23 protein-coding genes and 1 pseudogene are annotated in these 25,242 nt (G+C 71.7%); 12 read left to right on the forward strand and 12 right to left on the reverse strand.

What is annotated here, in order from left to right:
- From ABZ464_RS50015 to ABZ464_RS50030, 4 genes are all read left to right on the forward strand, one after another.
- Positions 1 to 711, forward strand: a 711-nt coding sequence (locus ABZ464_RS50015; protein ID WP_359289296.1) for a transposase, incomplete at its 5' end; no start/stop codon positions are given.
- 12 nt (positions 712 to 723) lie between these two features.
- Positions 724 to 1,605 (forward strand): substrate-binding domain-containing protein, encoded by an 882-nt coding sequence (locus ABZ464_RS50020; protein ID WP_359289298.1) that lies wholly within the window; start codon positions 724 to 726, stop codon positions 1,603 to 1,605.
- A 55-nt stretch (positions 1,606 to 1,660) separates the two neighbouring features.
- Positions 1,661 to 2,767 carry an FAD-dependent oxidoreductase gene (locus ABZ464_RS50025; RefSeq protein ID WP_359289300.1) on the forward strand — a complete coding sequence of 369 codons (1,107 nt, stop codon included), beginning with the start codon at positions 1,661 to 1,663 and terminating at the stop codon, positions 2,765 to 2,767.
- A 180-nt stretch (positions 2,768 to 2,947) separates the two neighbouring features.
- Positions 2,948 to 3,361: a DUF6069 family protein gene (locus tag ABZ464_RS50030; protein ID WP_359289302.1), complete on the forward strand. Its 414-nt coding sequence runs from the start codon at positions 2,948 to 2,950 to the stop codon at positions 3,359 to 3,361.
- Positions 3,362 to 3,449: 88 nt separating this feature from the next.
- Here the strand turns inward: ABZ464_RS50030 and ABZ464_RS50035 are convergent, their stop codons facing one another.
- From ABZ464_RS50035 to ABZ464_RS50055, 5 genes are all read right to left on the reverse strand, one after another.
- Positions 3,450 to 4,388, reverse strand: coding sequence for a VOC family protein (locus ABZ464_RS50035; protein WP_359289304.1), 939 nt, complete (start codon positions 4,386 to 4,388; stop codon positions 3,450 to 3,452).
- Positions 4,389 to 4,402: 14 nt separating this feature from the next.
- Positions 4,403 to 5,428 carry an amidohydrolase family protein gene (locus ABZ464_RS50040; RefSeq protein ID WP_359289306.1) on the reverse strand — a complete coding sequence of 342 codons (1,026 nt, stop codon included), beginning with the start codon at positions 5,426 to 5,428 and terminating at the stop codon, positions 4,403 to 4,405.
- Positions 5,425 to 6,573, reverse strand: a complete 1,149-nt coding sequence (locus tag ABZ464_RS50045; RefSeq protein WP_359289308.1) for an FAD-dependent oxidoreductase — start codon at positions 6,571 to 6,573, stop codon at positions 5,425 to 5,427. The genes ABZ464_RS50040 and ABZ464_RS50045 overlap by 4 nt, the downstream gene beginning before the upstream one ends.
- A 66-nt stretch (positions 6,574 to 6,639) precedes the next feature.
- On the reverse strand, positions 6,640 to 7,596 hold the full coding sequence (locus tag ABZ464_RS50050) for a cyclase family protein (protein ID WP_359289310.1): 957 nt from the start codon (positions 7,594 to 7,596) through the stop codon (positions 6,640 to 6,642).
- Entirely contained in the window at positions 7,593 to 8,585 is a 993-nt protein-coding gene (locus tag ABZ464_RS50055) for a fumarylacetoacetate hydrolase family protein (protein WP_359289312.1), read from the reverse strand. Before ABZ464_RS50055 ends, ABZ464_RS50050 begins: the two co-directional genes overlap by 4 nt.
- 123 nt (positions 8,586 to 8,708) lie before the next feature.
- Between ABZ464_RS50055 and ABZ464_RS50060 the strand changes: the two genes are divergently transcribed.
- Positions 8,709 to 9,614 carry a LysR family transcriptional regulator gene (locus tag ABZ464_RS50060; protein WP_359289314.1) on the forward strand — a complete coding sequence of 302 codons (906 nt, stop codon included), beginning with the start codon at positions 8,709 to 8,711 and terminating at the stop codon, positions 9,612 to 9,614.
- A gap of 18 nt (positions 9,615 to 9,632) precedes the next feature.
- Here ABZ464_RS50060 and ABZ464_RS50065 read toward each other — a convergent pair whose 3' ends face one another.
- From ABZ464_RS50065 to ABZ464_RS50080, 4 genes are all read right to left on the reverse strand, one after another.
- Positions 9,633 to 10,871, reverse strand: a complete 1,239-nt coding sequence (locus ABZ464_RS50065) for an MFS transporter (RefSeq protein ID WP_359289316.1) — start codon at positions 10,869 to 10,871, stop codon at positions 9,633 to 9,635.
- 232 nt (positions 10,872 to 11,103) lie between these two features.
- Positions 11,104 to 11,592 carry a glutathione peroxidase gene (locus ABZ464_RS50070; protein ID WP_359289318.1) on the reverse strand — a complete coding sequence of 163 codons (489 nt, stop codon included), beginning with the start codon at positions 11,590 to 11,592 and terminating at the stop codon, positions 11,104 to 11,106.
- A gap of 37 nt (positions 11,593 to 11,629) precedes the next feature.
- Positions 11,630 to 12,829 carry a DegT/DnrJ/EryC1/StrS family aminotransferase gene (locus ABZ464_RS50075; RefSeq protein WP_359289320.1) on the reverse strand — a complete coding sequence of 400 codons (1,200 nt, stop codon included), beginning with the start codon at positions 12,827 to 12,829 and terminating at the stop codon, positions 11,630 to 11,632.
- Entirely contained in the window at positions 12,826 to 14,532 is a 1,707-nt protein-coding gene (locus tag ABZ464_RS50080) for a carbamoyltransferase C-terminal domain-containing protein (RefSeq protein ID WP_359289323.1), read from the reverse strand. The genes ABZ464_RS50075 and ABZ464_RS50080 overlap by 4 nt, the downstream gene beginning before the upstream one ends.
- A 232-nt stretch (positions 14,533 to 14,764) precedes the next feature.
- Between ABZ464_RS50080 and ABZ464_RS50085 the strand changes: the two genes are divergently transcribed.
- Both ABZ464_RS50085 and ABZ464_RS50090 read left to right on the forward strand, forming a co-directional pair.
- The gene (locus tag ABZ464_RS50085; RefSeq protein ID WP_359289325.1) at positions 14,765 to 15,886 is read left to right on the forward strand and encodes a radical SAM protein; all 1,122 of its coding nucleotides are present in this window, start codon (positions 14,765 to 14,767) and stop codon (positions 15,884 to 15,886) included.
- Entirely contained in the window at positions 15,886 to 16,965 is a 1,080-nt protein-coding gene (locus tag ABZ464_RS50090; protein ID WP_359289327.1) for a 50S ribosomal protein L11 methyltransferase, read from the forward strand. The genes ABZ464_RS50085 and ABZ464_RS50090 overlap by 1 nt, the downstream gene beginning before the upstream one ends.
- A 164-nt stretch (positions 16,966 to 17,129) precedes the next feature.
- On the opposite strand, the gene ABZ464_RS50095 is transcribed toward ABZ464_RS50090, so the two are convergent.
- The 3 genes from ABZ464_RS50095 to ABZ464_RS50105 are packed head-to-tail and all read right to left on the reverse strand — an operon-like array spanning position 17,130 to position 19,301.
- A complete protein-coding gene (locus ABZ464_RS50095) occupies positions 17,130 to 17,657 on the reverse strand; it encodes a hypothetical protein (protein WP_359289329.1) in 528 nt (175 codons plus the stop codon).
- Positions 17,657 to 18,292 (reverse strand): hypothetical protein, encoded by a 636-nt coding sequence (locus tag ABZ464_RS50100; protein WP_359289331.1) that lies wholly within the window; start codon positions 18,290 to 18,292, stop codon positions 17,657 to 17,659. The genes ABZ464_RS50095 and ABZ464_RS50100 overlap by 1 nt, the downstream gene beginning before the upstream one ends.
- Positions 18,293 to 18,329: 37 nt before the next feature.
- Complete coding sequence (locus ABZ464_RS50105; protein WP_359289333.1) at positions 18,330 to 19,301, reverse strand: PIG-L family deacetylase; 972 nt, start codon at positions 19,299 to 19,301, stop codon at positions 18,330 to 18,332.
- A 487-nt stretch (positions 19,302 to 19,788) separates the two neighbouring features.
- Here ABZ464_RS50105 and ABZ464_RS50110 point away from each other — a divergent pair, with 487 nt between their 5' ends.
- From ABZ464_RS50110 to ABZ464_RS50130, 5 genes and pseudogenes are all read left to right on the forward strand, one after another.
- Positions 19,789 to 21,690 carry a KedN5 family methylcobalamin-dependent radical SAM C-methyltransferase gene (locus tag ABZ464_RS50110; protein WP_359289335.1) on the forward strand — a complete coding sequence of 634 codons (1,902 nt, stop codon included), beginning with the start codon at positions 19,789 to 19,791 and terminating at the stop codon, positions 21,688 to 21,690.
- Positions 21,691 to 21,722: 32 nt separating this feature from the next.
- A complete protein-coding gene (locus ABZ464_RS50115; RefSeq protein ID WP_359289337.1) occupies positions 21,723 to 21,998 on the forward strand; it encodes an acyl carrier protein in 276 nt (91 codons plus the stop codon).
- On the forward strand, positions 21,995 to 22,921 hold the full coding sequence (locus ABZ464_RS50120; RefSeq protein ID WP_359289339.1) for a glycosyltransferase: 927 nt from the start codon (positions 21,995 to 21,997) through the stop codon (positions 22,919 to 22,921). The genes ABZ464_RS50115 and ABZ464_RS50120 overlap by 4 nt, the downstream gene beginning before the upstream one ends.
- On the forward strand, positions 22,918 to 25,020 hold the full coding sequence (locus tag ABZ464_RS50125) for a beta-ketoacyl synthase N-terminal-like domain-containing protein (protein ID WP_359289341.1): 2,103 nt from the start codon (positions 22,918 to 22,920) through the stop codon (positions 25,018 to 25,020). Before ABZ464_RS50120 ends, ABZ464_RS50125 begins: the two co-directional genes overlap by 4 nt.
- Positions 25,013 to 25,242, forward strand: a pseudogene (locus ABZ464_RS50130) (radical SAM protein); the annotation flags it as partial. The gene ABZ464_RS50125 and the pseudogene ABZ464_RS50130, both read left to right, overlap by 8 nt.

A 25,242-nucleotide genomic window follows, 5' to 3' on the forward strand; every position in this document is an offset into this window, starting at 1 on the left:
CTGCCGGACGCGAAGACGTTCCGGGTCACCTTCCGCAACGGGCAGTGGCATGCCGCGTTCGCCGTCGTCCCCGAGCCGGTGCCCGCCCCCGGCACGGGCGAGGTCATCGGTATCGACCGGGGCGTCGCCGTCACCGCGGCTCTCTCCGACGGGCGGAAACTGAACTGCCCGCAGCTCACCACCCGGGAACGTGCCCAGATCCGCAAGCACCAGCGCCGCGCTGCCCGCGCCCCGAAGGGCAGCGAGCGCAAGACCGCCGGGTACGCGAGGGTCGCGAAGCTCAAGGCGCGCGAGGCGAACCGGCGCAAGGACTGGTGCGAGAAGACCAGCACTCTGCTCGCCCGCACCTACGACCTGATCCGCTTCGAGAAGCTGAACGTCAAGAACATGACCCGCTCCGCGAAAGGAACGATCGAGAAGCCGGGCAGGCGGGTGGCGCAGAAGGCCGGGCTGAACCGTGCCATCCTCGCCCAGGGCTGGGGCCTGCTGCGGCAGCGCGCCGGACACAAGGCCCTCGGCCGGGTCGAGGACGTACCCGCCCCCTACACATCTCTGCGGTGCAGTGCCTGCGGGTGGATCGACAAGAACTCGCGCAAGAGCCAAGCCGAGTTCGTCTGTTCGTCCTGCGGCTTCACCAGGGATCCCCCGCCCCCGGCGAACAGCCGGTGCCGGAGGGACGACAACGGCCACCGGCCGTACGAACACCCGTGAACCTCAGCCCAAATGGGTTGGAATCCCCCTCTTTTAAGAGGGGGAGGATGTCAAAAGGACCTCATCCAGGGGATCTATCCCGAGGCGGAGCGGTTCGGCTACGAGGTGCTGCTCTCCGCCGCCGCCGAGGGCCGCAGCGAGGCCCAGGCGGTGGAGGCGCTGCTCGGTCACCGCTGCGAGGCGTTGATCGTGCTCGGCTCCGACGCGGAGGCCGTCGACCTCGACGGGCTCGGGCGGCGGGTGCCCACCGTCTCGGTGGGCCGCCGGGCGGCACGGGCCTGCGCGGATTCCGTGCACTCCGCGGAGGGGGAGGGCGTACGGCAGGCCATGGGTCACCTGGTGCAGCTCGGGCACCGGCGGATCGTGCACATCGACGGCGGGCGGGGCCCCGGCTCCACCGAGCGGCGGCGCGCCTACCGTTCGGCCATGCGCCGGCACGGGCTGGAGTCCGAGGTCCGGGTCATTCCCGGTGCGCACACCGAGCGGTCGGGCATCGAGACCGGTCTGCTGCTGCCCGGGGAGCGCGACCGGGGGCTGCCGCTACCGACGGCGGTCCTCGCGGGCAACGACCGTTGTGCCATGGGGGTGTTGATGTCCCTGACCCGGGCCGGTGTGGAGGTGCCGCGGGACGTGTCCGTCGTAGGCTACGACGACAGTCATCTGTCCCATCTGATGCCGATCGGTCTGACCACCGTCCGTCAGGACGCGGTGCTGATGGCGGAGCGCGCGGTGCGGTTCGCCATGGAGCGGCTGGAACACCCCGAACTCCCGCCACGGGAAGCGGTGTTGGATCCCAAGCTGGTGGTACGGGGGACCAGCGGGCCGGTGCCGGGGGCGACGACGGCGGCTCGGCACGTCTTCACGGAACCTTCACGAAGTCCCCCAGTGCTTTAGGTTTCAAGGGACTACGCTCGCGCTCAATCCCCCCACCCAGCACAGGAGACTCGTTGTGCGAGATGGCAACGTAGTGGTGATAGGCGGCGGTTACGCGGGCGTCCGCCTGGCGAAACGCCTGGACGCGACGGCGAACGTCACGCTCGTGGACCGCAAGGAGGTCTTCTTCCATCGCATCGCCTCCCTGCGCGCCGGCGTGCGCCCGGAGTGGACGGTGACCCCGTTCATCCCCTACGACCGGCTGCTGCGCCACGGCCAGGTGGTCGTGGGCAAGGCGGTCCGGATCGACCCCGTCGGGCGGGAGGTCGTCCTCGCCGCGGGCGAGCGGCTGCCGTACGACGTCCTGGTGATCGCCACCGGCGCCGACTACCCCGAACCGGCCCGTTTCAGCGGCGGGACGGCGGAGGAGGCGGCCCGGGTGTTCGGCCAGCACCAGCGGAAGATCGCCGGTGCCGAGCACGTCCTGGTCGTCGGCGGCGGACCCTCCGGCGTGGAGCTCAGCGCCGAGATCAGGCTGGCCCGCCCGGACGCCCGGGTCACCCTCGCCCACTCCGGACCGGAACTGCTGACCTCCACGGGCAGCGCCCGCGCCGGCCGCAAGGCCCGCACCTGGCTTGAGTCCCACGGGGTGGAGGTGCGGCTCGACTCCTTCATGTCCCCGGGCAACGACTTCGCCACCTACCGCGACACCCGCGGCGCCGTCCTCGCCGCCGATCTCTCCTTCTGGGCGACGGGCACCACCCCCAACACCCTCTGGCTGCGCCTGGCCGGGCACGGCGACTGGCTCAACGGCACCGGGCACGTCAAGGTCGACAAGATGCTCCGGGTCGTGGGGCGGCCGGACGTGTTCGCGGTCGGCGACGTGAACGACGTGGGCGAGCTCAAGGTGACCCCGGCCGCGCTCTCCCAGGCGGAGACCGCCGCCCACAACATCGGGTCGTATCTGCGCAGTCCGGGCCGGCACAGCAAGAAGTCGCGCTCCTACCGGGGGGTCCACCGCACCCCGCTCATCGTGCCGTTCGGCCCGTCCGACGGGGTGACCGTCCTGCCCGTGCCGGGCGGTGACACCGCGGTCCTCGGCACCCGGACCACCACCATGGCCAAGGCGAAGACCCTGATGACCCCGTTCATGCGACGCCAGCTCGGCTACACGGCGGCCTGACGCCGGCCGATCCTTCACGCCCCCGTGGACGAGTGCGACGTACGCCTCGTTCCACGGGGGCATCGGTGTCCTCGTGGAGATGGGCTTGAAATTTCAAACACATTGAGGGAGGCTGGAGATGCGCTTGAGACTTCAAGCGTATTGAGATCTGCAGGATCCCTCCCTCCCCGTGGAGCCCCCATGTCTGTCGCCTCCGAAGCCGTCGCCGTCCGCCGAGGTCCGCTCGTCGTCGTGGGAGGGGTGATCGCCGCCGTCGTGGTGGCGTCCGTCGCGGACGCGGTGTTCGCCCTCGTCGCCCTGGCCCTGGGCGCGCCGGACGACTTCCAGCCGCTCGAGCCGGGTTCCTACATCTTCCTGACCGCCGTCGGCACCGTGGCCGGCGCGATCGGCTGGGCCGTCGTCCGCAAGGTGTCAAAGGACCCCGCGGCCCTGGTCCGGTGGCTGGTCCCGACCCTCGTCGTGGTGTCCTTCGTGCCGGACTTCCTGCTCTTCGGTGCGGGCGGGGTCATCGGCGTGGCGGCGCTGCTCCTGATGCACGTCGCGGTCGCGGCGGTCGCGGTGTTCACGTACCGCAAGGTCATGCCGCTGTCGTAACCGCCGCACGGCACAGCGAAAGGGCGGGCGGGGCACAGTCCCCGTCCGCCCTTCGTACGCCCTCCGCCCAGGGAGCGTCAGCGGTGGGTCAGACCGGCGGGGCCACGAAGACGCCGGGGTCGACGTCGTTGAACGACTCCTTCGCGACGAGTTCGTTCATGGGGTTCGCGGTACCCCACTGGTCGGTGACCTCGGGCTGTGAGAAGTCGTAGACGTGCGGGTGCCAGGTGTCCTCGTCCAGCAGCTCCAGCTCCGTCGTGTACTCGACGGTGTTGCCGTGCGGGTCGAGGAAGTAGGTGAAGGTGTTGTCGCCCGCCATGTGCCGGCCCGGGCCCCAGATCTTCCGGAAGCCGGCCCGCATCACCCGGCCGGAGCCGCGCATGTACTCGTCGAGGCCCCGCATCTCGAAGGAGACGTGGTGCAGGGAGGTGTGCGGGCCCTTGGCGAGGGCCATGGAGTGGTGCTGGTTGCTGATCCGCATGAAGTGCATGACCTCGCCCATGTGCGGCGAGCTGAGCGTGTCGGAGAGGCGGAAGCCGAGGTGGGTCTCGTACCACTGGCGGGTCCTGTCCAGGTCGGGGGAGTTGAGGACGACGTGGGAGAGCTTCACCGGGATCGCCTCCTTCTCCTCGATCCTGCGGTGCTGCCGTACCGCGACGTCCGCCGAGACCTCGACGGTGCGGCCGTCGACGTCGAAGAAGCGGAAGCCGTAGCCGCCGCCCGGGGTGTCGACCTTGCCCGGCTCGGTGATCAACCGCACGCCGCCCGCGAGGAGTTGCTCGGCCAGGGTGTCCACGTCCGCGGCGCCGGCGGCGCCGTAGGAGACGAGGTCGAGGCGCTTCTCGTCGGACTCGCGCAGTCGGACGACGTACTGCTCGGGACTGCCCTCGGCGGCCAGGAAGGAGATGCCGGAGTCCTCGGCGACCTTGGTCAGGCCCCAGACGCCGGCGTAGAAGTCGAGCTGCTTGGCGTAGTCGGGCACGGCCAGGTCGACGTGCCGCAGATGCGTGAGCAGGCGGTTGCTCATGGGGGGATTCCTTCTCAGGAGAGGGTGAGCAGGGCGGCGGCGTTGCCGCCCCGCACCGCGTGGAAGTCGTCGTCGGGCAGACCCGCGGCACGCAGGGCGCCGACCGGGTCCTCGGTGCCCATGTCGAAGGGGAAGTCGGAGCCGAGCAGGACCCGCCGCGGCCCCGCGGCCAGGAGCAACTCCCGCAGCACCTGCGGGGCGTGGACCAGGGAGTCGAAGTACAACCGCTCCAGATAGCTGCTCGGTTCACGGGCGCAGCCCCGGGCGTCGGGGCGGGCCCGCCAGGCGTGGTCGGAGCGCCCGATGTGGGTGGGCAGATAGCCGCCGCCGTGGGCCGCGATCAGCTTCAGGTCCGGATGGCGGTCCAGGACACCGGAGAAGATCAGATGCGAGAGCGCGACCGCGTTCTCGGTGGGCTGGCCCACGGTGTTGGACAGGTACCAGCGGTCCAGCCGCTCGTCGAGCGTGCAGCCGAACGGGTGCAGGAAGACCAGCGCGCCGCTCTCCTGCGCACGGGCCCAGAACGGCTCGAGCCGGGGGTCGGACAGCTCGACCTCGCGCGCCCCGCCCGGACCGGGTGCGTACGAGGAGATCTCCACGCCCCGCAGTCCCTGCGCCAGCGCGTGGTCGAGCAGGGCCGGGGCGAGGTCGGGATGCTGCAGCGGGACCAGACCGAGGCCCTGCAGCCGGTCGGGGGCCTTGGCGCAGTGCGCCGCGGTGCCCTCGTTGGCCAACTCGCATATGTGTACGGCCAGTCGGGGGTCGGCCCAGTAGTGGTAATGGGACGGCGAGGGGCTCACCAGCTGGATGTCCACGCCCTGCGCGTCCATCGCGGCCAGCCGCACCGCGACATCCGTCAGCCGGGGCACCCGCTCACCGACCATCGGGCCGTTGACGGCCAGGGCGGCCGGGCCGTTGCGGCGTGCGTCGAGCGCGCGGGCCGCGGCGAGACCGGCCTGTCCCGCGACGGCCTCCTCGATCCCGGGGAGCAGGAGATGGGCGTGGACGTCGATCGTGGGGGGCGACTGGGGCTCGGTCACGGGAGTTCCTTGAGGGCGGTCAGGGTACGGCGCATCAGCCCGGGCACATCGGCGTCGCGCCGCCCCTCCAGCAGCCACCGGGCGAGCTGGACGGAGGCGTCGACGACCATGCGCACCCGGGGCAGCCGACGGGCGTGGTAGGCGGTGAGGACCCGGTCGAGGCCCTGGGCGTCCCAGCGGTCGAGGCCGGTCAGCAGTTCGGCGAGGACCTGCACGTCCTCCAGGGACATCGCGGCGCCCTGGGCGAAGGTGGGCGGGCAGCAGTGGGCGGCGTCGCCGACCAGCACCACCCGGCCGCGGTGCCAGGGGCCCTCCACCAGCAGCCGGTCGAACCAGGTGTGGTTGACCACCGAGGGATCGGTGAACGCGGCACGCAGCTCCGGCCAGGCGCCGCCGTAGCCCTCGCTGAGCGCCCGCATCTCGTCGGCGTACCCGGCCGGGTCCAGCGTGGCCCGGTCCCGGGCCGGTTCCACCAGGTAGGCGTAGACGGTGTCCTCGCTCGTCGGGCAGTACCCGGCGATGAAACAGCGGCCGCCGTAGATCATCTCGGTGCGGCGGACCCCGGCCGGGCGGGGCGCGGGGGCGCGCCAGATGCCCATGCCGGTCGGCTCGGGCCGGTCGGTGACGCCGATCATGCGGCGGGTCGCGGAGCCGAGTCCGTCGGCGCCCACCACCAGGGCGTAGCGGCGGGTCGTGCCGTCGGAGAAGGTGACGTCCACGCCCTCGTCGTCCTGGGCGAACGCGGTGGCCGTGGTGCCGAGGCGGACGTCCGCGCCCGAGGCGCCCACCATGCCGATGAGGAGCTGCTGCAGCCGGGGCCGCTGCATACCGATGTGGGCGGGCAGGTCGTCGCCGCCGGTGCGCAGTTCCTCGTGGGCGTGGAGCACGGTGCCGTCGGGGGCGAGGACCGCGACGCCCTCGGCGGCGTACCCGTCCTTCTCGACGTCCGCCAGCACCCCGACCTCGCGCAGTACGCGCAGGGCGTTGCCCTGGAGGGTGATGCCGGAGCCGGCGGCGGCCTTCCAGTCCGGGCTCGCCTCGATCAGATCGACGGCGATCCCGGCCCGGCGCAACAGCACGGTCAGGGCGTTTCCGGAGGTGCCGCCGCCGATGACGAGGACGGGGTGCCGGGTTCTGTCGGGCATGTCGGGATACCTCTCGGGTAGGGCCGTGAGGGCGCGCGGGGTGCGCCACGGGCGCGGCCGGGTGCGTTACTTGACGGCGACGGGGCTGACCGGGGAGCCCACGGCTCCGGTGATCGGCAGGGGCGCGGCGGTCAGCCAGAACGCGTACACCCCGTCGTCGGCGCAGTCCGCGGCGAGGGCGTCCAGGTCCCACATCTCGCCGATCAGCAGACCGATGTGGGGGATGGCGACCTGGTGCAGCGGCTGGAAGGCGTTCTCGAATTCGTTCGGGCGGACCTCGAAGCCCCAGGTGTCGGTGGCGATGCCGGCGATCTCGGTGCGGTGCAGCCAGCCGGCCGAGGTGAAGGACAGTCCGGGCGCCGGCCCGCCCGCGTAGTCGCCCCAGCCCTCGCGCCGGGCCCGGGCGAGCTGCCCGGTCCGTACGAGGACGAGGTCGCCGCGCCCGACGGTCACACCGTGGGCCTCGGCGGTCGCGGTCAGATGCTCCTCGGTGACCGGGAAGCCGTCGGGCAGCTCCCCGTCGGTGCCGACGACCCGGCCCACGTCGAGCAGCACGCCGCGTCCGGCGACGTACGGCGCCATGTGCTCGATGCCGGTGACGAGGTCGCCGTCGGAGGTGACGACCTTCTCGGCCGCACGTCCGTTCCACGCCTTGCCGTGGTCGAAGATGTGCCCGAGCCCGTCCCACTGGGTGGAGCACTGCAGCGGCATCGCGATCACGTCGTCGGCGCCGCCGATGCCGTGCGGGAAGCCCTGGTTGCCGAGGGCCGCGTCGGTGCCGGTGTCCAGCATGGTGTGCACGGGGTTGGTGCGTCGGCGCCAGCCCTTCTGCGGGCCGTTCATGTCGAAGGACTGCGACAGCGAGAAGCTGACTCCCCGGCGGACCAGGGCGGCGCCCTCGCGGCGCTTGGCCTCGTCGAGGAAGTTCAGGGTGCCGAGGACGTCGTCCTCGCCCCAACGGCCCCAGTTGGAGCAGGCCTTGGCGGCCTCGGCGATCGCGCCCTCGGGGTCGTGGCGGTTCACGAGGCGTCCTCCGCGACACAGCGGGTGCGCTGCGCGCCCAGCCCCGTGATGGACCCCTCCATGACGTCGCCGTCGCGCAGCAGCCGCCCCCAGTGGATGCCGTTGCCTGCGGGGGACCCGGTCAGCACCAGGTCGCCGGGCAGCAGCCGCGCGGTCTGCGAGATGTACGACACGAGCCGCGCCACCCCGAAGAGCATGTCCTTGGTGGACTCGTCCTGCATGACCTCGCCGTTCACCTTCAGGGTGACCCTGAGGTCACCGGGGTCGGCGAGCGACTCGGCCGGGACGAGCCAGGGGCCCAGCGGGGTGAAGCCGGGGGCGTTCTTGCAGCGCAGCCAGTCCGTGCCGATGGCCTTCATGTCCCGGCGGAACACGGTCGCCCGGTCGGTGAGGTCGTTGGCGATCGTGTACCCGGCGACGTACGCCGGCGCCTCCTCGACGGAGACCCGGTGGGCGGGCCGGGAGATGACGGCCGCCAGCTCCAGCTCCCAGTCCGGCTGCTCCGCCCACGAGGGCAGCACCACGTCGTCGAACGGGCCGGCGACGGTGCTGGGCAGACCGATGAAGACGTACGGGAGGTCCTCGGCGGCCCGGCGGTCCATCACCGCGGCGATCTCCGCGCGGGCCTCCTCGACCGTGCGCGGGTCGTCGGGGGAGCGGTGGGCGACCTCCAGATCGATCACGTGCTGCCGGTAGTTGGCGCCGGACTGGAAGATCTGGCGGGGTTCCAGCGGGGCGTGCACCCGCAGCGCCTCCAGCGGCCGCCAGTCGAGGATGTCGTCGTCAGCGAGGGCGCGGAGGACCGGGAGGGTCTCCTCCCAGCGCTCCACCACGGCGCGCAGTCCGGTCGGCGCGAAGTCGAGCGCGGCGCTCAGGTCCAGCACCCGTCCCCCGGCGAGGAGTCCGGGGAAGGTCCGCCGGGCCGGGGCCTCCTGGGCGGAGAACGTGCCGAGCGCGAACGGGCCGGCAGGTTGCCGATGCGTTGCCATGAGATTTCCTCCTGCTGGGGTGCGGTCTACTCTGACCCTGATCGGCAAATCACGGAAATCAATCCTGTGGATCTGCCGCATCCACGGCATGGATGATGTTTCGCTCCCTAGGTGGTGCCCCCGGTGAACCTGTCCCGACTCGATCTCAACCTGGTCGTAGCCCTGCGCGCCCTGCTGGAGGAGCGCAATGTGACCCGGGCCGGCGAGCGCATCGGGCTGAGCCAGCCCGCGATGAGCGCGGCACTGGCACGGCTGCGGCGCCATTTCGACGACGAATTGTTGGCGCGCACCGGCAACGTCTACGAGCTGACCCCGCTCGGGGTCGCCCTGCGGGACCGCAGCGCGACCGCGTGCGATCTGCTGGAGCGGGTGTTCGCCAGCCAGGCCGACTTCGAACCGGCCGCCGAGAACCGCGAGTTCACCCTGCTCGCCTCGGACTACGGCGCGGCCGTGTTCGGGGCGGCGCTGGCCCGGTCCGTGCACCAGGAGGCGCCCGGGATCCGGTTCACCTTCCAGCATCCGGCGCCCGGCGTCGTGGAGAACACCGCGGCCACGCTCAGCACCGTCGACGGGCTGCTGCTGCCGCACGGCGTCATCGACGGCTTCCCGGCCGTCGACCTCCACCAGGACCGCTGGCTGTGCCTGGTCGCCGACGACAACCCCGACGTGGGCCACGAACTCACCCTCGACCACCTGGCCCGGCTGCCCTGGGCGGTCTACCAGCGGCCCTATGACGCGCCGGTCGCCCGGCAGCTCAGCATGCACGGCATCAGCCCACGGGTGGAGGTGTCCGTGCAGACCTTCCAGCTGCTGCCCCACATGGTCGAGGGCACGCGCCGGGTCGCGATGATCCAGGAGCGCCTGGCCCGCAAGGCGGTCCGTGCGTCGGCGGTACGGGTGCTGCCCTGCCCGTTCGAGGCGGTTCCGGTGCAGGAGGCTCTGTGGTGGCATCCGGTGCATGCGCAGGATGCCGCGCATATCTGGCTGCGGCAGAAGTGTGCGGAGGTGGGTTTGACGTTGGCCGAGTGACAGTACAGCCCCGCGCCCCTAGGGGGTTGACCCTTGGGTCAGTTTGAGTGTTGCCGCGACCAGGGCCGACGCCAGGCCCAGTGCGCCCACCGCGCCCGCCAGGCTTCCCACCGCGGCCTGTGCCGCGAGCAGGACCAGGGGGCAGACGAACTCGCCGCCGAAGAAGGCCGCCATCCACAGACCGGTGCCGCGGCCCCGGTCCTCGAAGCCCAGGCGGGACATGGCGCTGGTGAGCAGGGCGGGCAGCAGCATGCCCGTGCCCACGCAGTTGATCACCGCGCCGATGACCAGCACGGGGGTGTTCCCGGCCAGGAACATCACCCCGAAGCCGAGCGCGCAGAGCGCGAACACGGCGGGCAGCATCGGGTCGGGGGAGCGCTTCAGCCGGGCGAAGGTGATCGCCCCGCCCACCGTGGCCGCGCTCGCGATCGCGGTGGCCAGTCCGATCACCCCGGAGTTCTCCACCCCGAGGTCGTCGAGCAGATACGACATCTCCACCGGGACGGTGTAGAAGACCATCGCGCCGAAGAAGGTGAGCGCGCAGACCCCCGCCAACCGCCGCCAGGGGAAGGCGCGTCGCGCCGGCGGTGCGGCTTCGGCCGAGGCATCCTCGGCCTCCGCGCGGACCGTCCGACCGGGCAGCGCGGAGGCCATCAGCGGGGCGAGGACCAGGCTGACGGCGTACACCCAGAACGGCACCCGCCAGCCCGCCGACCCGGCGGCCCCGCCGAGCACGAAGAACACGGTGGCCGAGGCGGAGGCGCACATGGTCTGCAGCGCGAGGTACTTCACCCGCCGCCGGCCGGTGTAGTAGTCGCCGATCAGGGTCGTGCAGCAGGTCATGATGGCGGCCTCGGTGACCCCGACCAGGGCACGGCTGGCGATGATGGCGCCCAGCGAGTCCAGCCAGAGCGGGGCCGTGCCGAACGCGGCGTACAGGACGGTCGCCACGATCAGCAGCCGCTTGCGGCCCAGCCGGTCCACGATCACCCCGGCGAACGGCGCCAGCAGTGCCAGCGCCAGCGCCGGGACGGTGAGTGCCAGCGGCACCAGCGCCTCGGCCCCCGGGACCGAGGCGAAGTGGTCCTGCATCTTCGGCAGCACCGGGGCGATCAGCACCGCCCCCAGGATCGGCAGACAGCTGCCCGCCATCAGCAGGGTCACCCGCAGCAGATGGGCCGGGCCCGAGACGGTCACGGGGGAGGGAGCGGCGTCGTCGAGCGCGGCGGGGGACGACGGCGGGGCGGAACCGGGCATGGCGACTCCAGGGACGGTGTATGGGAGCGGGCATGCCGGTGTCGGAGGTACCGGGGAGCACGGCATGCCGCGGACTGCCGCACACCGGCGGCTGGTCCGGACAGCGGCGTGCGGGTGGGGACGACTATGGGCGGTCGAACCGCTGGCCGCCATCCTCCGCGTGATCCGAATCCCGTATCCGGGTCATCCACGCCCTGGATGACCCTGTGACCCTGATGGCCGGTCATCCTGCTCAGGTCGGCAGCAGGGCCTCGATCCGTGCCGTGACCTCGGGGGTGTCCGGCTTCACGCGGGAGCGGATCCGGTGCGCCACCGTGCCCTCGGGCGACACCAGGAACTTCTCGAAGTTCCACTCGACGTCCCCGGCCACGCCCAGCGCGTCGGTGGCGGTGGTCAGGAGCGCGTAGAGCGGATGCCGGCGCGCGCCGTTGACGTCCAGCTTCTCGAAGAGCGGGAAGGTGACGTCGTACGCGGTCGTGCAGAACTCCTGGATCTCCGCGGGGCCGCCCGGCTCCTGCTGCCCGAACTGGTTGCAGGGGAAGCCCAGGACGACGAACCCGCGCGGGCCGTAACGCCGGTGCAGTTCCTCCAGCGCCGCGTACTGCGGGGTGCGCCCGCACTGCGAGGCCACGTTCACCACGAGCAGGGCCTTCCCCCGGTAGGCGCTCAGATCGCCGGGTTCCCCGGCGAGGGTGCGGACGGGGATGTCGTACAGGCTCATGTCGGTGCTGCGCTCCGCTCCGGTCGGATCGTACGGCTCAGTCGGCCTCGGTGATGCCCTGGCAGGCCTTGCGGACGGCGGCGACCACCGCGTCCACGTCGTCGTCGGTGATGGCCGCGCCCAGCGCGATGGTCACGGAGCGGCCGAGCAGTGCCTCGCTGGTTTTCAGGCGCGGCGGCCGTTCCCACTCCACGCCCCAGGGGGTACGTCCCTCGCGGACCGCCCGGTTGGCCGTGACCGGCCGGCCCTGGTACAGGGTGTGCGCCGGGATCCCGGCGGCGTTCAGGTCGGCGACGACACCGCGCGCCCGAAGGCGCGAGTCCAGGAACAGGGTGAGATCGCCCCCCGAGCCCTCCTCGTCGGGCAGCCTGCGCCAGCGCACCGGAAGATCGGCGGTCTCGGCCCGCACCCGGCGTGCCACGTCCCGCAGCCGCCGGCACATCGGGAGCAGCCGGGGCAGCTGGGCGGAGAGGACGGCGGCGGTCAGCTCGGTCATGCGCAGATTGGCGCCGATGAACGGCGGGGCGTCGGCGGTGCCGCGCACGGCGCCCCGGGAGGTGGTGAACTGGCCGCCCTGGTCCTGATAGCGGGCCACCCGGTCGTGGACGTCGGCGTCGGACGTGGTGACCGCGCCGCCCTCACCGGCGGTGATGTTCTTGTCCAGCTGGAAACTGAAGGCGCCCGCGTCGCCGAGGCCGCCGACCGGCCGCCCCCGGTAGCGGACCCCGGCGGCCTGCGCCGCGTCCTCGACCACCCGCAGCCCGTGCCGGCGCGCCACCGCCATGATCGGATCCATGTCGGCGGCGGCGTTGTTCAGATGGACCGGCATCACGCCCCAGGTCCGCCCGCCGATCCGCTCCTCCAGCCGCGCCGGGTCCAGCGTGAGCGAGTCGTCGACCTCGGCGAAGACGGGCACGCCCCGCGCGCCGACGACCGCACCGACACTGGCGACGAAGGTCACGGCGGGCACGATCACCTCCGCGTCGGCCGGGATCCCGAGACCGATCAGCGCGGCGGTGAGCGCGGCGGTGCCGGAGGACACCGCGACCGTGTGCGCGACCCCCGCCACCTCGGAGAACGCGGCCTCGAACGCGTCGGTGCGACGCGCGAGGTCCGGCCCGTAGTAGCGGAAGGGGGACCGGGACCGGATCACCTCCAGGGCGGCGGCCTCCTCTTCCGCCCCCCACAGCGCGAGCCCCCGCCAGGTCTCGTACCGCGGGCCCGGCTCGTCGTTCACCCGGCCCCCTCGGTCACCGCGTCCAGGTCCGTCGCGCTGTGGGCGACCACGAAGTCCTCCAGGAAGAGATAGTCGAGCTGGCTCGGCCCGAAGAACGCGAGCGCCTGCTCGGGGGTCTCCACGATCGGCTCCCCGCGGTCGTTGAAGGAGGTGTTGAGCACGACGGGCACCGAGGTGAGCTCCCCGAACCGGGCCACCAGCTCGTGGAAGGAGCCGTTCGCCTCCGGGGTCACCGTCTGCACCCTGGCCGTTCCGTCGACATGGGTGACGGCCGGTATCTCCCGCCGCCTGTCCTCCCGGACCGGCGCGACGATCAGCATGTACGGCGACTCGATGTCGAGCTCGAAGTAGTCGGCGGCCCGCTCGGCCAGAACGGCGGGGGCGAACGGCCGGAACGCCTCCCGGTGCTTGACCTTGCTGTTGAGGATGTCCTTCATCTCCGCGCGGCGCGGATCGGCCAGGATGCTGCGGTGCCCGAGGGCCCGCGGCCCGAACTCGGACCCTCCCGTGAACCAGCCGACGAGCGCGCCCTGCGGGAGCAGTTCGGCCGCCAGCCGGGCCGGGCGCGCCACCCGTCGGTGGGGCAGGCCCGAGGCGTCGAGCGCGGCCCGGATCTCCTCCGTGCTGTACGAACGCCCCAGGTAGGTATGGGTCTGGGGGCGCGGGGCCGACCCCCGGTTCCTCGGTGCGCGGGGGCGGGGGTGTCCGCCGAGGACGTGGTAGCCGTAGGAGGCGCAGCCGACCGCGCAGCCGTTGTCGCCCGCGGCGGGCTGGGCGTGGATCTCGGTGAACGGGGTGTCCCGCAGGATCTTGCCGTTCGCCACCGAGTTGAGGGCGACACCGCCGGCCAGACACAGACGGGTCAGCCCGGTCTCCCGGTGCAGCCAGCGCGCGGCGTGCAGGACGGCGGTCTCCAGCAGGTCCTGGGCCGCCCAGGCGAGGTCGGCGCCCCGCGCGAACCGCTCGTCGCCCTCGAACCCGTCCAGCGCGTGCTCGACGAAGTCCAGCAGCCCGCCGTCCTTCAGGTGCAGGGCGTACCGGCCCTCCGGCAGCAGGTCGAGGTGGCGGTGGAACTCGTCGCGGTAGCGGTCGGCGCCGTAGGGCGCGAGCCCCATGGTCTTGCCGTCCTCGGTCAGATACCAGCGGCCCTCCTCGTAGAGGGTGAAACCGATGGCCCGGCTGACGGCCTTGTACAGGAAGCCCAGCGAATGGTCGCTGTCGCCGGCCTGGTAGACCCGGGTGTCGCGCAGTCCGTCGGTGCTCCAGTTGGTGCCGAACACCTTGGAGATCTCGGTGATCTCCGTGCCGCTGCCGACCGACATCGTCAGCGTCTCCACGCCCTGTCCGTCGAACAGACTGCCCGCCCCGTCGACCACCAGGATCGCGGCCTCCGGGAACGGCGAGGGATGGAAGGCGCTGGCGGCGTGCGCCAGATGATGCCGGATCAGCGTCGTACGGCTGCGGAACGGGAAGTAGCAGCTGGGCAGCAGGGTGTCGTCGGCGACGATCGCCTCCACCTGGGCGAGCCGGACTCCGCGCGTGGTCAGACAGTAACGCCAGCACTGGTTCGCCAGAGAATTCACATTGACCGCGTATTTGCGCCGCGTCAGTCGTTCCTCTTCAATACCGACGGCGATCTCACCGTTCTCGACGAGACAGGCCGAGAAGTCATGGTTGGAACCGCCGAGCCCCAGAGCGAGCATACTGCCGTCCTTACTGCCGGTTCAGGCCCATGGATTTGGCGAGTACGTGGATCTCACGCTACAACGCACCAACCGGACGCCCGCGAGGCGAATATGAGCCATCCTCCCGCAGCTCTCATTGACCCTGTGTTCATGCTGAACCTAGACTCGACGACCACGGAAGAGTCATGCGCGGAAACGACCATGGGTATGGTGATAAGGCATGGCCCTGAAAAGTCATTACCGTGACGCGATGTTCGCACATCGCGATGGGCACAGCCGCCTCAAGCTCCTCATGAACGACATGGTGATCGAGGAACAGCTGTGCCAGATGCGGTGTTCCTACTGTCTTACCGAGGACTTCAATCTCCTCATGCAGGTACCGGACGCGAGACTGCGTCTGACCACCGACCGGCGTGCCGACTGGCACGAGATCCTCGACGCCTATCACCGTCATGTGGACAGCCCGATCATGCGTCTGAGCGGCGGTGAGTTCTTCTGGCTGAAGGGCTCCACGGAGTTCGTCGCGGAATGCAGTGAGAAGTACGAGGTCGTGCAGGTCATCACCAACGGCGCCTTCCTGACGCCGCATCGGCTCGAGGCCCTCGCCGAGCTGGGCAACGTCCAGCTGTGCCTGTCCCTCGACGGCCACACGCTGGAGATGAACGGCCATCGGCTGCCGCCCAAGCAGCACCGGCTCTTCGACGTCATCATGCGCCACCTGGACCACGCGGTGGAACTCGGCATCCCCATCGAGATCCAGTCGGTCATCACCGATCTGAACGCCACCGGCCAGGCCGAGTTCGCCGCGTTCCTGTCGGAGCGGTACGGGCGCGGAGTGATGCTCTACTTCTTTCCCGTGCGGGGTGAGACCAGGACCACGCACGCCCCACCGCTCGGCGACCATTTCGCGCCGCTGCTCGAACGCTACGACGAACTGTCCGCCGTCCTCCCGCCGCGCGCGTTCGTGGAACACATCGGGAATCAACTGCGCACCGGTGTCCGTACACTGCGCTGTTACGCCACGGCCACCATGGTTCAGCTTTTCGGCCAGGGAGACGTCTCCTGCTGCCCGTACGCCTGGCTCAAACCCATGGGAAACATCAAGGAGAATCCCGAGCTCATACCCGAACAGTTCGGAAAGCATCAGCACTACGACATGTTCATGCAGCCGCGGCCCCGTTTCCCGTACTGCAAGAGCTGCACCGGGCCGATCGACGTGGTCAATCTCTATCTCTTCGGCGGAATCACCGAGGAGGAAATAGCGCGCTGCGCCCCGTACGCCGGGCCCCGCGCGCTGGAGCGGCTGCGGGAGCTGAAATCGGCTTTCGCACCGGTTTTCGAGCCGGCCGACCGAGGTCTTGAGGAGACGTGATGATTTCCGTGGACGGGATGTCCGGCGACGAGATCGCCGCCGCCGGACTGCAGCGGCTGCTCACCCTTCCGCAGCACGATCTGCTCACCCTCGCCGGGGACTGGCTCGGCCAACTGGCGCCCTGGCGCGACACCGAGACCCTCGCGGCGATCTCCACCAGCCTGACCGCCGAGTCGGTGCTGTCCTCCCTGTTCGTCTTCGGCGACCAGGTCGCCGAGTCCGAGGCCCGCGCGGACGTCCCGGCGCCGCTGCTCGATCTGCTGCTGCGGGCCCGGGTGCTCTCCGAGGACGCCGGGAAACTCTCCGCCGACTACTGCCTGGTGCGCGGGGACGGCATGTCGCTGCTGGCCGCCTGGCGTGCGGCGGGACGGGACACCGGGTCGTACGCGCCCTGGGTCGGCACCGACTCGATGACCCTCTCCCGGCTGGTCGCCGCACGCCGGGAGGTCCGCTCGGCCCTGGACCTCGGCTGCGGCACCGGCATCCTCGGTCTGTCCGCCGCGCGCGGCGGCGCCGAGGTCCTGTCGGTCGACGTCAACCCGGAGTGCACCGCGGCCACGACCCTCAACGCCCACCTCAACGGCCTGGCCGACCGGCTGACCGCCACCGAGGCCGACATCATGTCCCTCTCCCTCGGCTCCCGGTTCGACCTCGTCGTCTCCAACCCGCCCTGTCTGCCCCTGCGACGCGGCTCCCTCGGCTGGCTCGCCGGCGAAGCCGGCCTGGACGGCCTGGAGTTCTTCCGGGAACTGCTGCGCCAGGTGCCCCGGCTCCTCACCGACGACGGCGAGGCACTGCTCCAGGCCGCGGCCTACGGCGACGAGCGCGGCCCGTTCTTCGTCCATGAACTCGAGGCCGAACTGCGCCGCCTGAATCTCTCCGGCCGGCTCCTGCTGCGCCCCTCCACACCCCCACGCTGGCCGGCCTTCGCCCCACGCGACGAACACCAGCAGCTCACCGGCCCCCTCGGCGACGAGGTCCGCGCCTACGTCACCGGCATCGGCGCCACCCACTACTACGGCTTCGTCCTCTCGGTCCGCCGCACGGGCGAGGGCCTGGAGGTGGGCCGCTTCCGCTGAGCCGAGGCCAGGGGGCGGGGTCCCGGAGCCGACCGGGGAGCACCGGTGGGTCCGGTGACCGGCCGGGGGGTGCCGCCGGCCGCTCGAGGGACGGCGGTGACCGGTCCGGAGACGCCGGTGACCGGCCCGGGCCGGCCGAGGCATGCTCGGCCGGCCCGGGCCTGTCAGGCCGCCGGCCCGAGCCACCGCGGTCCCAGATCGGCGTGCTCCAGGGCGGCGACCGCGTCCGTCGCCTCCAGCAGGGTCAGGCGGCTGGTGTCGACCAGACGGATGCCGGGCACATCGGGCACCTCCCCGTCGAGGTGACGTTCCGCCAGCCGGCCCTCGACGAACAGCCGGCCGCCCGCGTCGCTCTCGATCCGGGCGGCCAGCGCCTCCGCGTCGGCCCGCAGCCCGTAGTAGACCGGGTCCGCGCCGAGGTCCCCGAACACCTTGTGGAAGCGCTCGTAGGCACGGCCCGCGAGGACCACCCCGGTGACGACCACGACCCGCGCCCCCCACTGCCGGTACACCGGCAGCGCGGCCCGCACGGTCGCGGCCATCAGGTCGTACACCTCCTCGCCCCCGTTCCAGGGATGGACGATGGGGTCGACGTCCACCGCGGCGGCCGGGACGCCGTACCGCGTCACCAACTGGTGCCCCAGTCTGGTCTTGCCGACCCCGGGAGCCCCCGTGATCACGACGGCGCGCATCAGTTCGCCTCCTCACGGACCGTGCCCACCAGGCGAAAGCCCAGATGAGGGATCTTCAGCAGCTTCGCCCCGGAGTCGATGTCCAGGAACTTCTGCTTCAGCACGGAGGCCACCTTGTTCACGTCCTCCCCGCCGGTGGCCTCGCCGAGTTCCTCCCGGGAGACGATCTGGCCCGGCCGCCCGGCCAGCAGACGCAGCAGCCCCGCCTCGGCGTCGGTCACCGGCGACGACTTCGCGGGGGAGCTGAGCGTGCCCCTCCCGTCGAGGGTGAGCACCTGGGTGTTCTCGGGCGGTGTGACGTTCTTCAGATAGCCGAGGGTCTCCACCAGCCGGGCCCGCCGCAGCGGGCTGGCCAGCGTGAAGCCGTAGCCGCGCGAGACCGCCGCGAGGACCTCGGTCGCGGAAATGCGGTCCAGGACGGCGACGGCGTAGCCGCCCCCGCGTTTCAGCTCCTCCACGGAAGGGCCGTCCGGTCCGTCCGCGGCGACACGGCGGAAGGAGACCAACCGGGCGCCGGGCGGCGCCGCTTGGTCCGTCTCGGCGTCGGCCACCCGGAGGGCGAGCCCCACCTCGGCGCAGGCGTCCGCGAGGACCTCCAGGTCCGCCGGGGCCAGGGACTGAGCCAGTGCATACATGGGAAACCCTTCACGGAGTTCTCTTGGGGAAGGCCGGTCAGCCGTGCAGCCGCCAGATCCGCTCCGCGGCCGGCGAGCGCGAGCCCTCCGCCAGCCGGACGTCGTGCCGGTGGATCCGCCGGACGATGCCCCTGCGCACCTGGATGCGGTAGGCGCCCAGCGCCTCGGTCTTGGTGAGCGCCGCCGTCCCGTCCACCGGCCACAGCTCGGGGCGCAGTTCGCCGAGCCCCGCCTCGGCCAGCCGGGCGCTCAGCTTCCGCGCGGTCTCCTCCGCCGAGGAGAACAACGCGTACGGCTGGTCCTCGTAGAAGACGAGCCGCGCCCCGCCGAGCCGGCCGCCGCGCGCCAGCGCCAGCACCGCTTCCCGGCAGACGAGGTGGTCGACGTGACCGCCGACGCCGAGCGGCGCGCAGACCGCGTCGGCGCCCTCCAGCGCCGTGGCCAGCCGCGCGGTGACCGCGCCGAACAGCTCCGGCTCCTCGCCCGCGAAACCGTCGGACCAGGCCGGGTCGGCGAAGAACCCCTCCCGTCTCCGGTCGCGGTCGGCGGCGTCGACGAACCCGAGCAGCTCCACCCGGGCGCCCAGCACCCGGGCGGCGACCGCCTCCTCGGCGAGCAGCAGACGCCGGGTCAGTTCCGGGCGCACGGCGTAGTACGGGTCCTTGGTCCAGGTCTCCACGCTGAACACGTCGAGGATCCGGCCGCCCCGCCGGGCCACGGTGCCGCCGAGGGCGAGGGCGGCGTCGTCCGGGTGCGGGGACACGATCACCGGCGCCGGGGTCACCGGTTCCGCGGGTGCGGCCGGGGGCGCCATGAGCAGCAGCCCGAGCCGCCGCAGCCGCCCGACGGTCTCGCGCTCCGCCGGGGTGAACGCCGTCAGGGGGCGTTCACCGTCGCACTGCGGGAGCGCGTCGGCGTCCACCTCGCGCCCCAGGAAACACAGCCGTCCGTCGACCGTTTCGACATGCGGCAGAGTGATCGGGCACCAGGTGTCAGGAATCTCTGTCATGTAACTCCGAGCCCGGGGGGTGAGGAATGACAGCCGTAATATGGCCGGAGCATACCGATCACCTCCACGCGCGCACAGGGCGCGTTCCAGAGAGGCAGAAAATGGGGGACCGGTGGCCGAAAGTATTCAGCCCCCGTTGCTCTGATCATTTTTTCGACGGGATGCGGGGCGATAGGTTTCCGGTCATTCATTCCGCCCCGCAGACCTGATCCCCCGGCGTCCCGCGCTCCGCACCGGGCGCCGCGGCCCCCGCAGGTGTCACCCACTGATTTCCCACGTCAACCACCCTGCACCGGGAGGTGTTACGGGTGGCTGCGCCACGCCCGGCCGATGGCCGCGGGGAAGGCGCCCGGACTGGCCGAACCACGGTGGAACGATTGGCCACGACTTCGGCCGGGTTGCCGTGGCCCCATTGCGCCGGGGATCTTCTCCTGTAGCCTCGAAGTGCGATTTGGCCTGTCGGATCGATTAGAGGACGAGGCAGGGAATGGCGACGCGCGTACTACTGGTTCAGCAAGGAGTCTGGGGGAATTCCGCGGTCTCCATGCCGCTGGCGATCGGCTACCTGAAGGCCTACGCCGAGGCCGACGAACGCATTCGACGGCGCATGGACATCTCCCTGCGGAACTATCCCGGCGACGCCGGCCTCAACGCCATGGCCCGCGACCTCGTACGGGACGGGTGCCCCGACATCCTCTGCTTCTCCGTCCTCGGCTGGAACTTCCGGGCCTTCGGCGCCCTCGCGGAGACCTTCAAACAGCTGAACCCGAACGGCTGGGTCGTCTTCGGCGGCAACCACGTCGCCCACCAGGGCGAACGCGTCTTCCGGAAGTTCCCGCAGGTGGACGTGGTGGTCAACGGCGAAGGGGAACTGGTCTTCCGCGACCTGCTGAACGGCTACCTGGACGGCGCCGGCCGCGACGCACTCCACGAGATCGCCGGCGTCTCCTTCCGGGGGACCGAGGGAGACCTCGTCACCACCCCCGAGCGCGAGCGGATCCAGGACCTCGAGATCCTGCCCTCGCCGATCCTGACCGGAGCGGTGCCGCTCGTCGACCGGGGAGGCCGCTTCCTCTACGACTACGCCCTCATGGAGACCAACCGGGGCTGCCCGTACAAGTGCGCCTTCTGTTATTGGGGAGGCGCCACCGGACAGAAGATGCGGGCGTTCTCCCGTGAGCGGCTCCGCGAGGAACTGGAACTGCTCGGCCGGCGCGGCGCGGAAATCCTCATGCTCGCCGACTCCAATTTCGGACTCCTGCGCCAGGACGAGGAATTCCTCGACGATCTCCTCCGGGTGCGCCGAAAATACGGCTTCCCGAAGCGGCTGGAAACGTCCTGGGCCAAGAACAAGTCACCCGGTTTCTATCGCATCATGGAGAAGATGAAGCAGTCCGGGATGCACAGCGCGTTCATCCTGGCCCTGCAGACCATGGACGATTCCGTGCTGGATCTGATGCGCCGCCGGAACATGAAGCTGAACGACTGGGAAAGCCTCGTCGCCTGGCTCACCGACCATGGCATCACCCCGTATCTGGAGCTGATCTGGGGAGCGCCGGGCGAGACCGTCGCCTCATTCCTCGACGGCTACGACCGGGCCGCCCGGCACACCCCGTTCATCGCCGTCCACCCGTTGATGCTGCTGCCGAACACCGAATACCACGACAAGAAGGACCAGCACGGAATGGTGACCGTGCGCGGCGAGCAGGACGACTTCGACTACGTCCTCGCCCACGACACGATGACCCTCGCCGACAACGAGCGCATGCTCCGCTTCATCTGCTGGAACCGGGTCCTGGCCCGCAGCCTGTGGCTGCACAACATCTGGGTCGCCCTGCGCGAACTCGCCGCCGTCCCCCAGTCCCGCGTCATCCTCAGCTTCTCCGACTGGATCGAGAAGAGCGACGACCCCGACGCCCGGGAGTTGCACGCGCTGGCCCGGCCCGCGAGCTCCGCCAGCGAGAACGTCGACCCCAACGTCTGGCGGCTGCTCACCAAACGGCTGCTCAGGCTGTGGTGGGAGGAGGCCCTGCGCCCCGACCTGCCCGAGGACCTGCTGCCGCTCCTGGACGAGGTGTTCCGCTACGACCTGCTGTGCCAGCCGGTGCGCCCGCTGCCCGACGGCTCGGGCCCCGAGGAGGACCTGCCGGTCGTCACCCGGCACGGCGAACGCTGGTACCTGCGCAGCGACACCGAGTTCACCCACCCCGTGCCCCGGCTGATCGCCGCACTGCGGCGCGGCGAGACCGTGAGCACGGAGCCCGAGCGCCACACCGCGGATTTCTACTACCGCACCGAGTTCGGCGGTGACCTCCAGCACTACTTCCGGATGGACCGCTTCCGCGGGCTGACCGAGCAGCAGCTGGAGCAACAGTTCACGAAGGCCTGACCCAGAACCCCACCTCACGGGAGACACAGACGATGGACCGCGCCGGGCTCATTCGGGAACTCCACGAGATAGCGGCGGGCATGACCAGGGGCGAGCACCGGCAGACGCCCGGGGAAGGCGACGCCAGCCTCGTGGAGCAGTACGGGTTCAGCTCCCTGGACGCCCTGGAGTACCTGCTGATCCTCGAGGAGAAGTTCGATGTCGTGTTCGAGGACGAGGATCTGACGGAGGAGACCCTCTTCTCCATCGAGGGCCTCGCCACCTACATCCTGGACCAGAGGACCGGCGAGAGCCCCTCCCTGACGTGAGCGGTGACATAGCGGTCAGTGTGGTCGTGCCGACCCGTGACCGGACCACGCGCCTGCTGCTCACGCTCACGGCCCTGGGACGGCAGACCCTGGACCGGGACCGTTTCGAGATCCTCCTGGTCGACGACGCCCCGCACCCCGGCGCGGTCGCGCAGGTGCTGCCGGCCCTCCCGCCGGGGCCGCGGATCCGCACCGCGGCCACGGGCGGGCGCGGCGCCGCCCACGCCCGCAACACCGGGGCCCGGCCGGCCCGCGGGGAGCTCCTGCTGTTCCTCGACGACGACACCGTGGCCGGCCCCGGGCTGCTGGAGGCGCATCTCGCGGCCCACGAGAACGCGGACTCCGCCGTGGTGCACGGCGCGATCACCGATCTCTCCGCCTTCGTCCTCACCCCCGAACCCGACCCGCTCCGGCCGGCCCTCATCGGTGCGCGCGGGCGGCGGATCGAGCCCGCCACCCTCGCCGGCCTCGACGCGGCCGTCCCCCTCCTCGGGCCACGCCGTTCCTTCATCGAACGGACCGCCCGCAAGGTGATCGGCTCGCCCGGCCACGCCGCGCTGCGCTGGCTCAGCTGCATCGGCACCGGTACCAGCGTCCGGCGCACCCTCTTCGAACGGGTCGGCGGCTTCGACGAGCACTACGGGGACCTGTGGGGCGGCGAGGATCTCGAACTGGGGCTGCGGCTAGCGGCCTCCGGCGCCGAGTTCCACCTCCTCGACACGGTCTCGTACCACCTCCCGACCGCCCGCCGGGACACCGGCGACCTCCTGCCCCGCTTCTGGCGACGCGTCGCCGACCGGCACGGCGACCCCCGGCTGGCCGACGTGGGCACCTACCTCACCGGCGGGCTCTCCCTCGACGAACTCGCCGAGCGGCTCGGCCCGCCGGCCGGCGTCCCGACGGTCGGGACGGCGGCGTCATGACCGCGCCGACGGCGACCGCCGTGATCGTGGGAGGCACCGCGCCGCTCCCGCCGCACGACCTCCGCCCCGGCCTCACCGTCCTGCCCGCCCGCGCCTCCCTGACCACCGCCTTCGTCGAGGTGCTGGCCGCCGCGCTGGACCGCCTCCCCGCCGCCCTGCGCACCACCGCACCCGTGGTCATGGCGGCCACCGACTACTGTGTCGCGGCCACCTCCCGGTACGTCACCCGCTGCGCGGAGGCGGAGGCCGGCGGACGCAGACTGCGGCCGACCGAGGCCATGACCCCGGAACCGGCCCAGCTGCTGCAGGAACTGGCCGAGGCAGGCGACTGGGACGGGCAGGGGCATGTGCTGATCAGCCCGCGCGCGGCGGCCTTCCAGGCCTGGCGCTGGGCCTGGGGCACGGTCGGCGCGGGCCTGCACCGGGCGATGGTCGTCTGCGAACTCCTCCGCGATCCGCACGGCAACGGCTACCACATCACAGCCGTCCCGGTGACCGCCGCCGCCCCCGGCCCGACACGGGCGGAGGCCGACCCGGTGGTCGCATCCGCCCCCTGCCCGGCGTGGGCGGAGGGCGATGCGGTGGTCGTTTCCGCTTCCGGTCCGGCGCGGGCGGAGGGCGACCCGGTGGTCGCATCCGCCCCCTGCCCGGCGCGGGCGGAGGGCGATGCGGTGGTCGTTTCCGCCCCCTGCCCGGCGCGGGCGGAGGGCGACCCGGTGGTCGCATCCGCCCCCTGCCCGGCGCGGGCGGAGGGCGATGCGGTGGTCGTTTCCGCTTCCGGCCCGGCACGGGCGCAGGGCGACCCGGTGGTCGCATCCGCCCCCGGCCCGGCGCGGGCGGAGGGCGATGCGGTGGTCGTATCCGGCTCAGGCCCCGCGCGGACCACGAACGTTCCGGTGACCGCGGCTGATCCCGGCCCCGGCCCCGGCCCCGCACGGACGAGGGCCGCCCCGGTGGTCGTCTCCGGTACCGGGCTCGTCACCGCCTTCGGGGACGGCGGCGAGGTGTTCTGGCGGAATCTGCTGGACGGCAGCCGGGCCCTGACCGAGCCGACCCGTTTCGACGCGTCCCGGTTCCGCGGCAGGACCGTCTGCCAGACCGGGGTCGAGCCATCGCCCGGGCAGCCGGTACGGCGGACGCTGCTGGACCGCGCCCGTACCGAGGCCCTGCGCGAGGCCGGTGTGGAAGAGCTTCCGCCTCGCACCCTGCTGGTCCTCGCCGGGGTGGTCCCGCACCTTCCGCAGGTCGCCGGAGCGCCCCGGATCGAGGAGATCGCCCTGGAGCCCGACTGGGACGGCGACGGCCTCGGCATCCCCGCGCGGAACACGGTGCTGATGGCGCACGCCTGCGCGTCGGGCGCCTTCGGGCTGGCCCTGGCCCGCGAGTGGCTGCTGTGCGGGCTGGCCGACCTGGCGGTCGTCACCGGGGTGTCGTCCCTCAACACCTACGACTACGCCTGCCTCGACGTCCTGCGCGCGACGAGTACGACGGCCGCCCGCCCCTTCGACGAGGACCGCTCCGGCGTCACCGTCGGGGAGGGCGCCGGCGCGATCGTGCTGGAGACGGCGGAGCGCGCGGCGGCCCGTGGACACCGCCCCCGGGCGACACTGAGCGGGATCTCCTGCCGGGTCGCGGGCCAGGGCGTCAGCCGGCTCAACGCGCACATCGGCGCCGCCTGTATGCGCGAGGCCCTGGCCATGGCCGGGCTCACCACCGTCGACCTCGTCCACGGCCACGCCCCCGGCACCCGCCAGGGCGACGAGGCCGAACTGCTGGCCCTGGACCAGGTCGGCGCCGAGCACGACTGGCGGGGCGTCCCGGTCAGCTCGTACAAGGGCGCGGCCGGTCATCTGCTGCACGCCTCGGTGTTCCCCGGCGTCGTCGCGGCGGTCCTGGCCCTGCGCGACCAGGTCCTGCCGGGCACACCCGGGCTGCGCAAGCCCCTCGACGCACGGCACGTCCGGGTGCTGCGCGATCCGGAGCCCGGTGACGGGACGCGCTCCGTGCTGGTGAACAACTTCGGGTTCGGCGGCAACAACGCCGCGCTGCTCCTGACAGACAACGCGACCGGGCGCAGGGAGTGGAGTACGGATGGCTGACGCGGTGCTGATGACACCCCGCGAGATCCTCACCGGATTCTCCAGTGTCAACAACCAGAACGTGCTGATCAACGATGACGAGTACCTCCGCCTCGACCCCGCGATGCGCCTCTTCTACGAGAAGGTCCGGGAGAACCTGGGTGTGGCGTGCATCGCGGGTCATCTGCGGTCGTGCGGGTATGCGGTGCGGGCGTTGAATCTGCATGGGCGGAATCCGAGTGA

This window comes from Streptomyces sp. NPDC005820, from assembly GCF_040630255.1.
Lineage (GTDB): Bacteria > Actinomycetota > Actinomycetes > Streptomycetales > Streptomycetaceae > Streptomyces.

Bases quoted from the DNA above. Each gene is read 5' to 3' on its own strand.
- ABZ464_RS50115 (WP_359289337.1), top strand. From the start codon at position 21,723: ATGGACCGCGCCGGGCTCATTCGGGAACTCCACGAGATAGCGGCGGGC.
- ABZ464_RS50090 (WP_359289327.1), top strand. From the start codon at position 15,886: ATGATTTCCGTGGACGGGATGTCCGGCGACGAGATCGCCGCCGCCGGA.
- ABZ464_RS50085 (WP_359289325.1), top strand. From the start codon at position 14,765: ATGTTCGCACATCGCGATGGGCACAGCCGCCTCAAGCTCCTCATGAAC.
- ABZ464_RS50020 (WP_359289298.1), top strand. From the start codon at position 724: ATGGGTTGGAATCCCCCTCTTTTAAGAGGGGGAGGATGTCAAAAGGAC.
- ABZ464_RS50055 (WP_359289312.1), bottom strand. From the start codon at position 8,585: ATGGCAACGCATCGGCAACCTGCCGGCCCGTTCGCGCTCGGCACGTTC.
- ABZ464_RS50065 (WP_359289316.1), bottom strand. From the start codon at position 10,871: ATGCCCGGTTCCGCCCCGCCGTCGTCCCCCGCCGCGCTCGACGACGCC.
- ABZ464_RS50110 (WP_359289335.1), top strand. From the start codon at position 19,789: ATGGCGACGCGCGTACTACTGGTTCAGCAAGGAGTCTGGGGGAATTCC.
- ABZ464_RS50030 (WP_359289302.1), top strand. From the start codon at position 2,948: ATGTCTGTCGCCTCCGAAGCCGTCGCCGTCCGCCGAGGTCCGCTCGTC.
- ABZ464_RS50070 (WP_359289318.1), bottom strand. From the start codon at position 11,592: ATGAGCCTGTACGACATCCCCGTCCGCACCCTCGCCGGGGAACCCGGC.
- ABZ464_RS50035 (WP_359289304.1), bottom strand. From the start codon at position 4,388: ATGAGCAACCGCCTGCTCACGCATCTGCGGCACGTCGACCTGGCCGTG.
- ABZ464_RS50105 (WP_359289333.1), bottom strand. From the start codon at position 19,301: ATGACAGAGATTCCTGACACCTGGTGCCCGATCACTCTGCCGCATGTC.
- ABZ464_RS50095 (WP_359289329.1), bottom strand. From the start codon at position 17,657: ATGCGCGCCGTCGTGATCACGGGGGCTCCCGGGGTCGGCAAGACCAGA.
- ABZ464_RS50080 (WP_359289323.1), bottom strand. From the start codon at position 14,532: ATGCTCGCTCTGGGGCTCGGCGGTTCCAACCATGACTTCTCGGCCTGT.
- ABZ464_RS50045 (WP_359289308.1), bottom strand. From the start codon at position 6,573: ATGCCCGACAGAACCCGGCACCCCGTCCTCGTCATCGGCGGCGGCACC.
- ABZ464_RS50125 (WP_359289341.1), top strand. From the start codon at position 22,918: ATGACCGCGCCGACGGCGACCGCCGTGATCGTGGGAGGCACCGCGCCG.
- ABZ464_RS50100 (WP_359289331.1), bottom strand. From the start codon at position 18,292: ATGTATGCACTGGCTCAGTCCCTGGCCCCGGCGGACCTGGAGGTCCTC.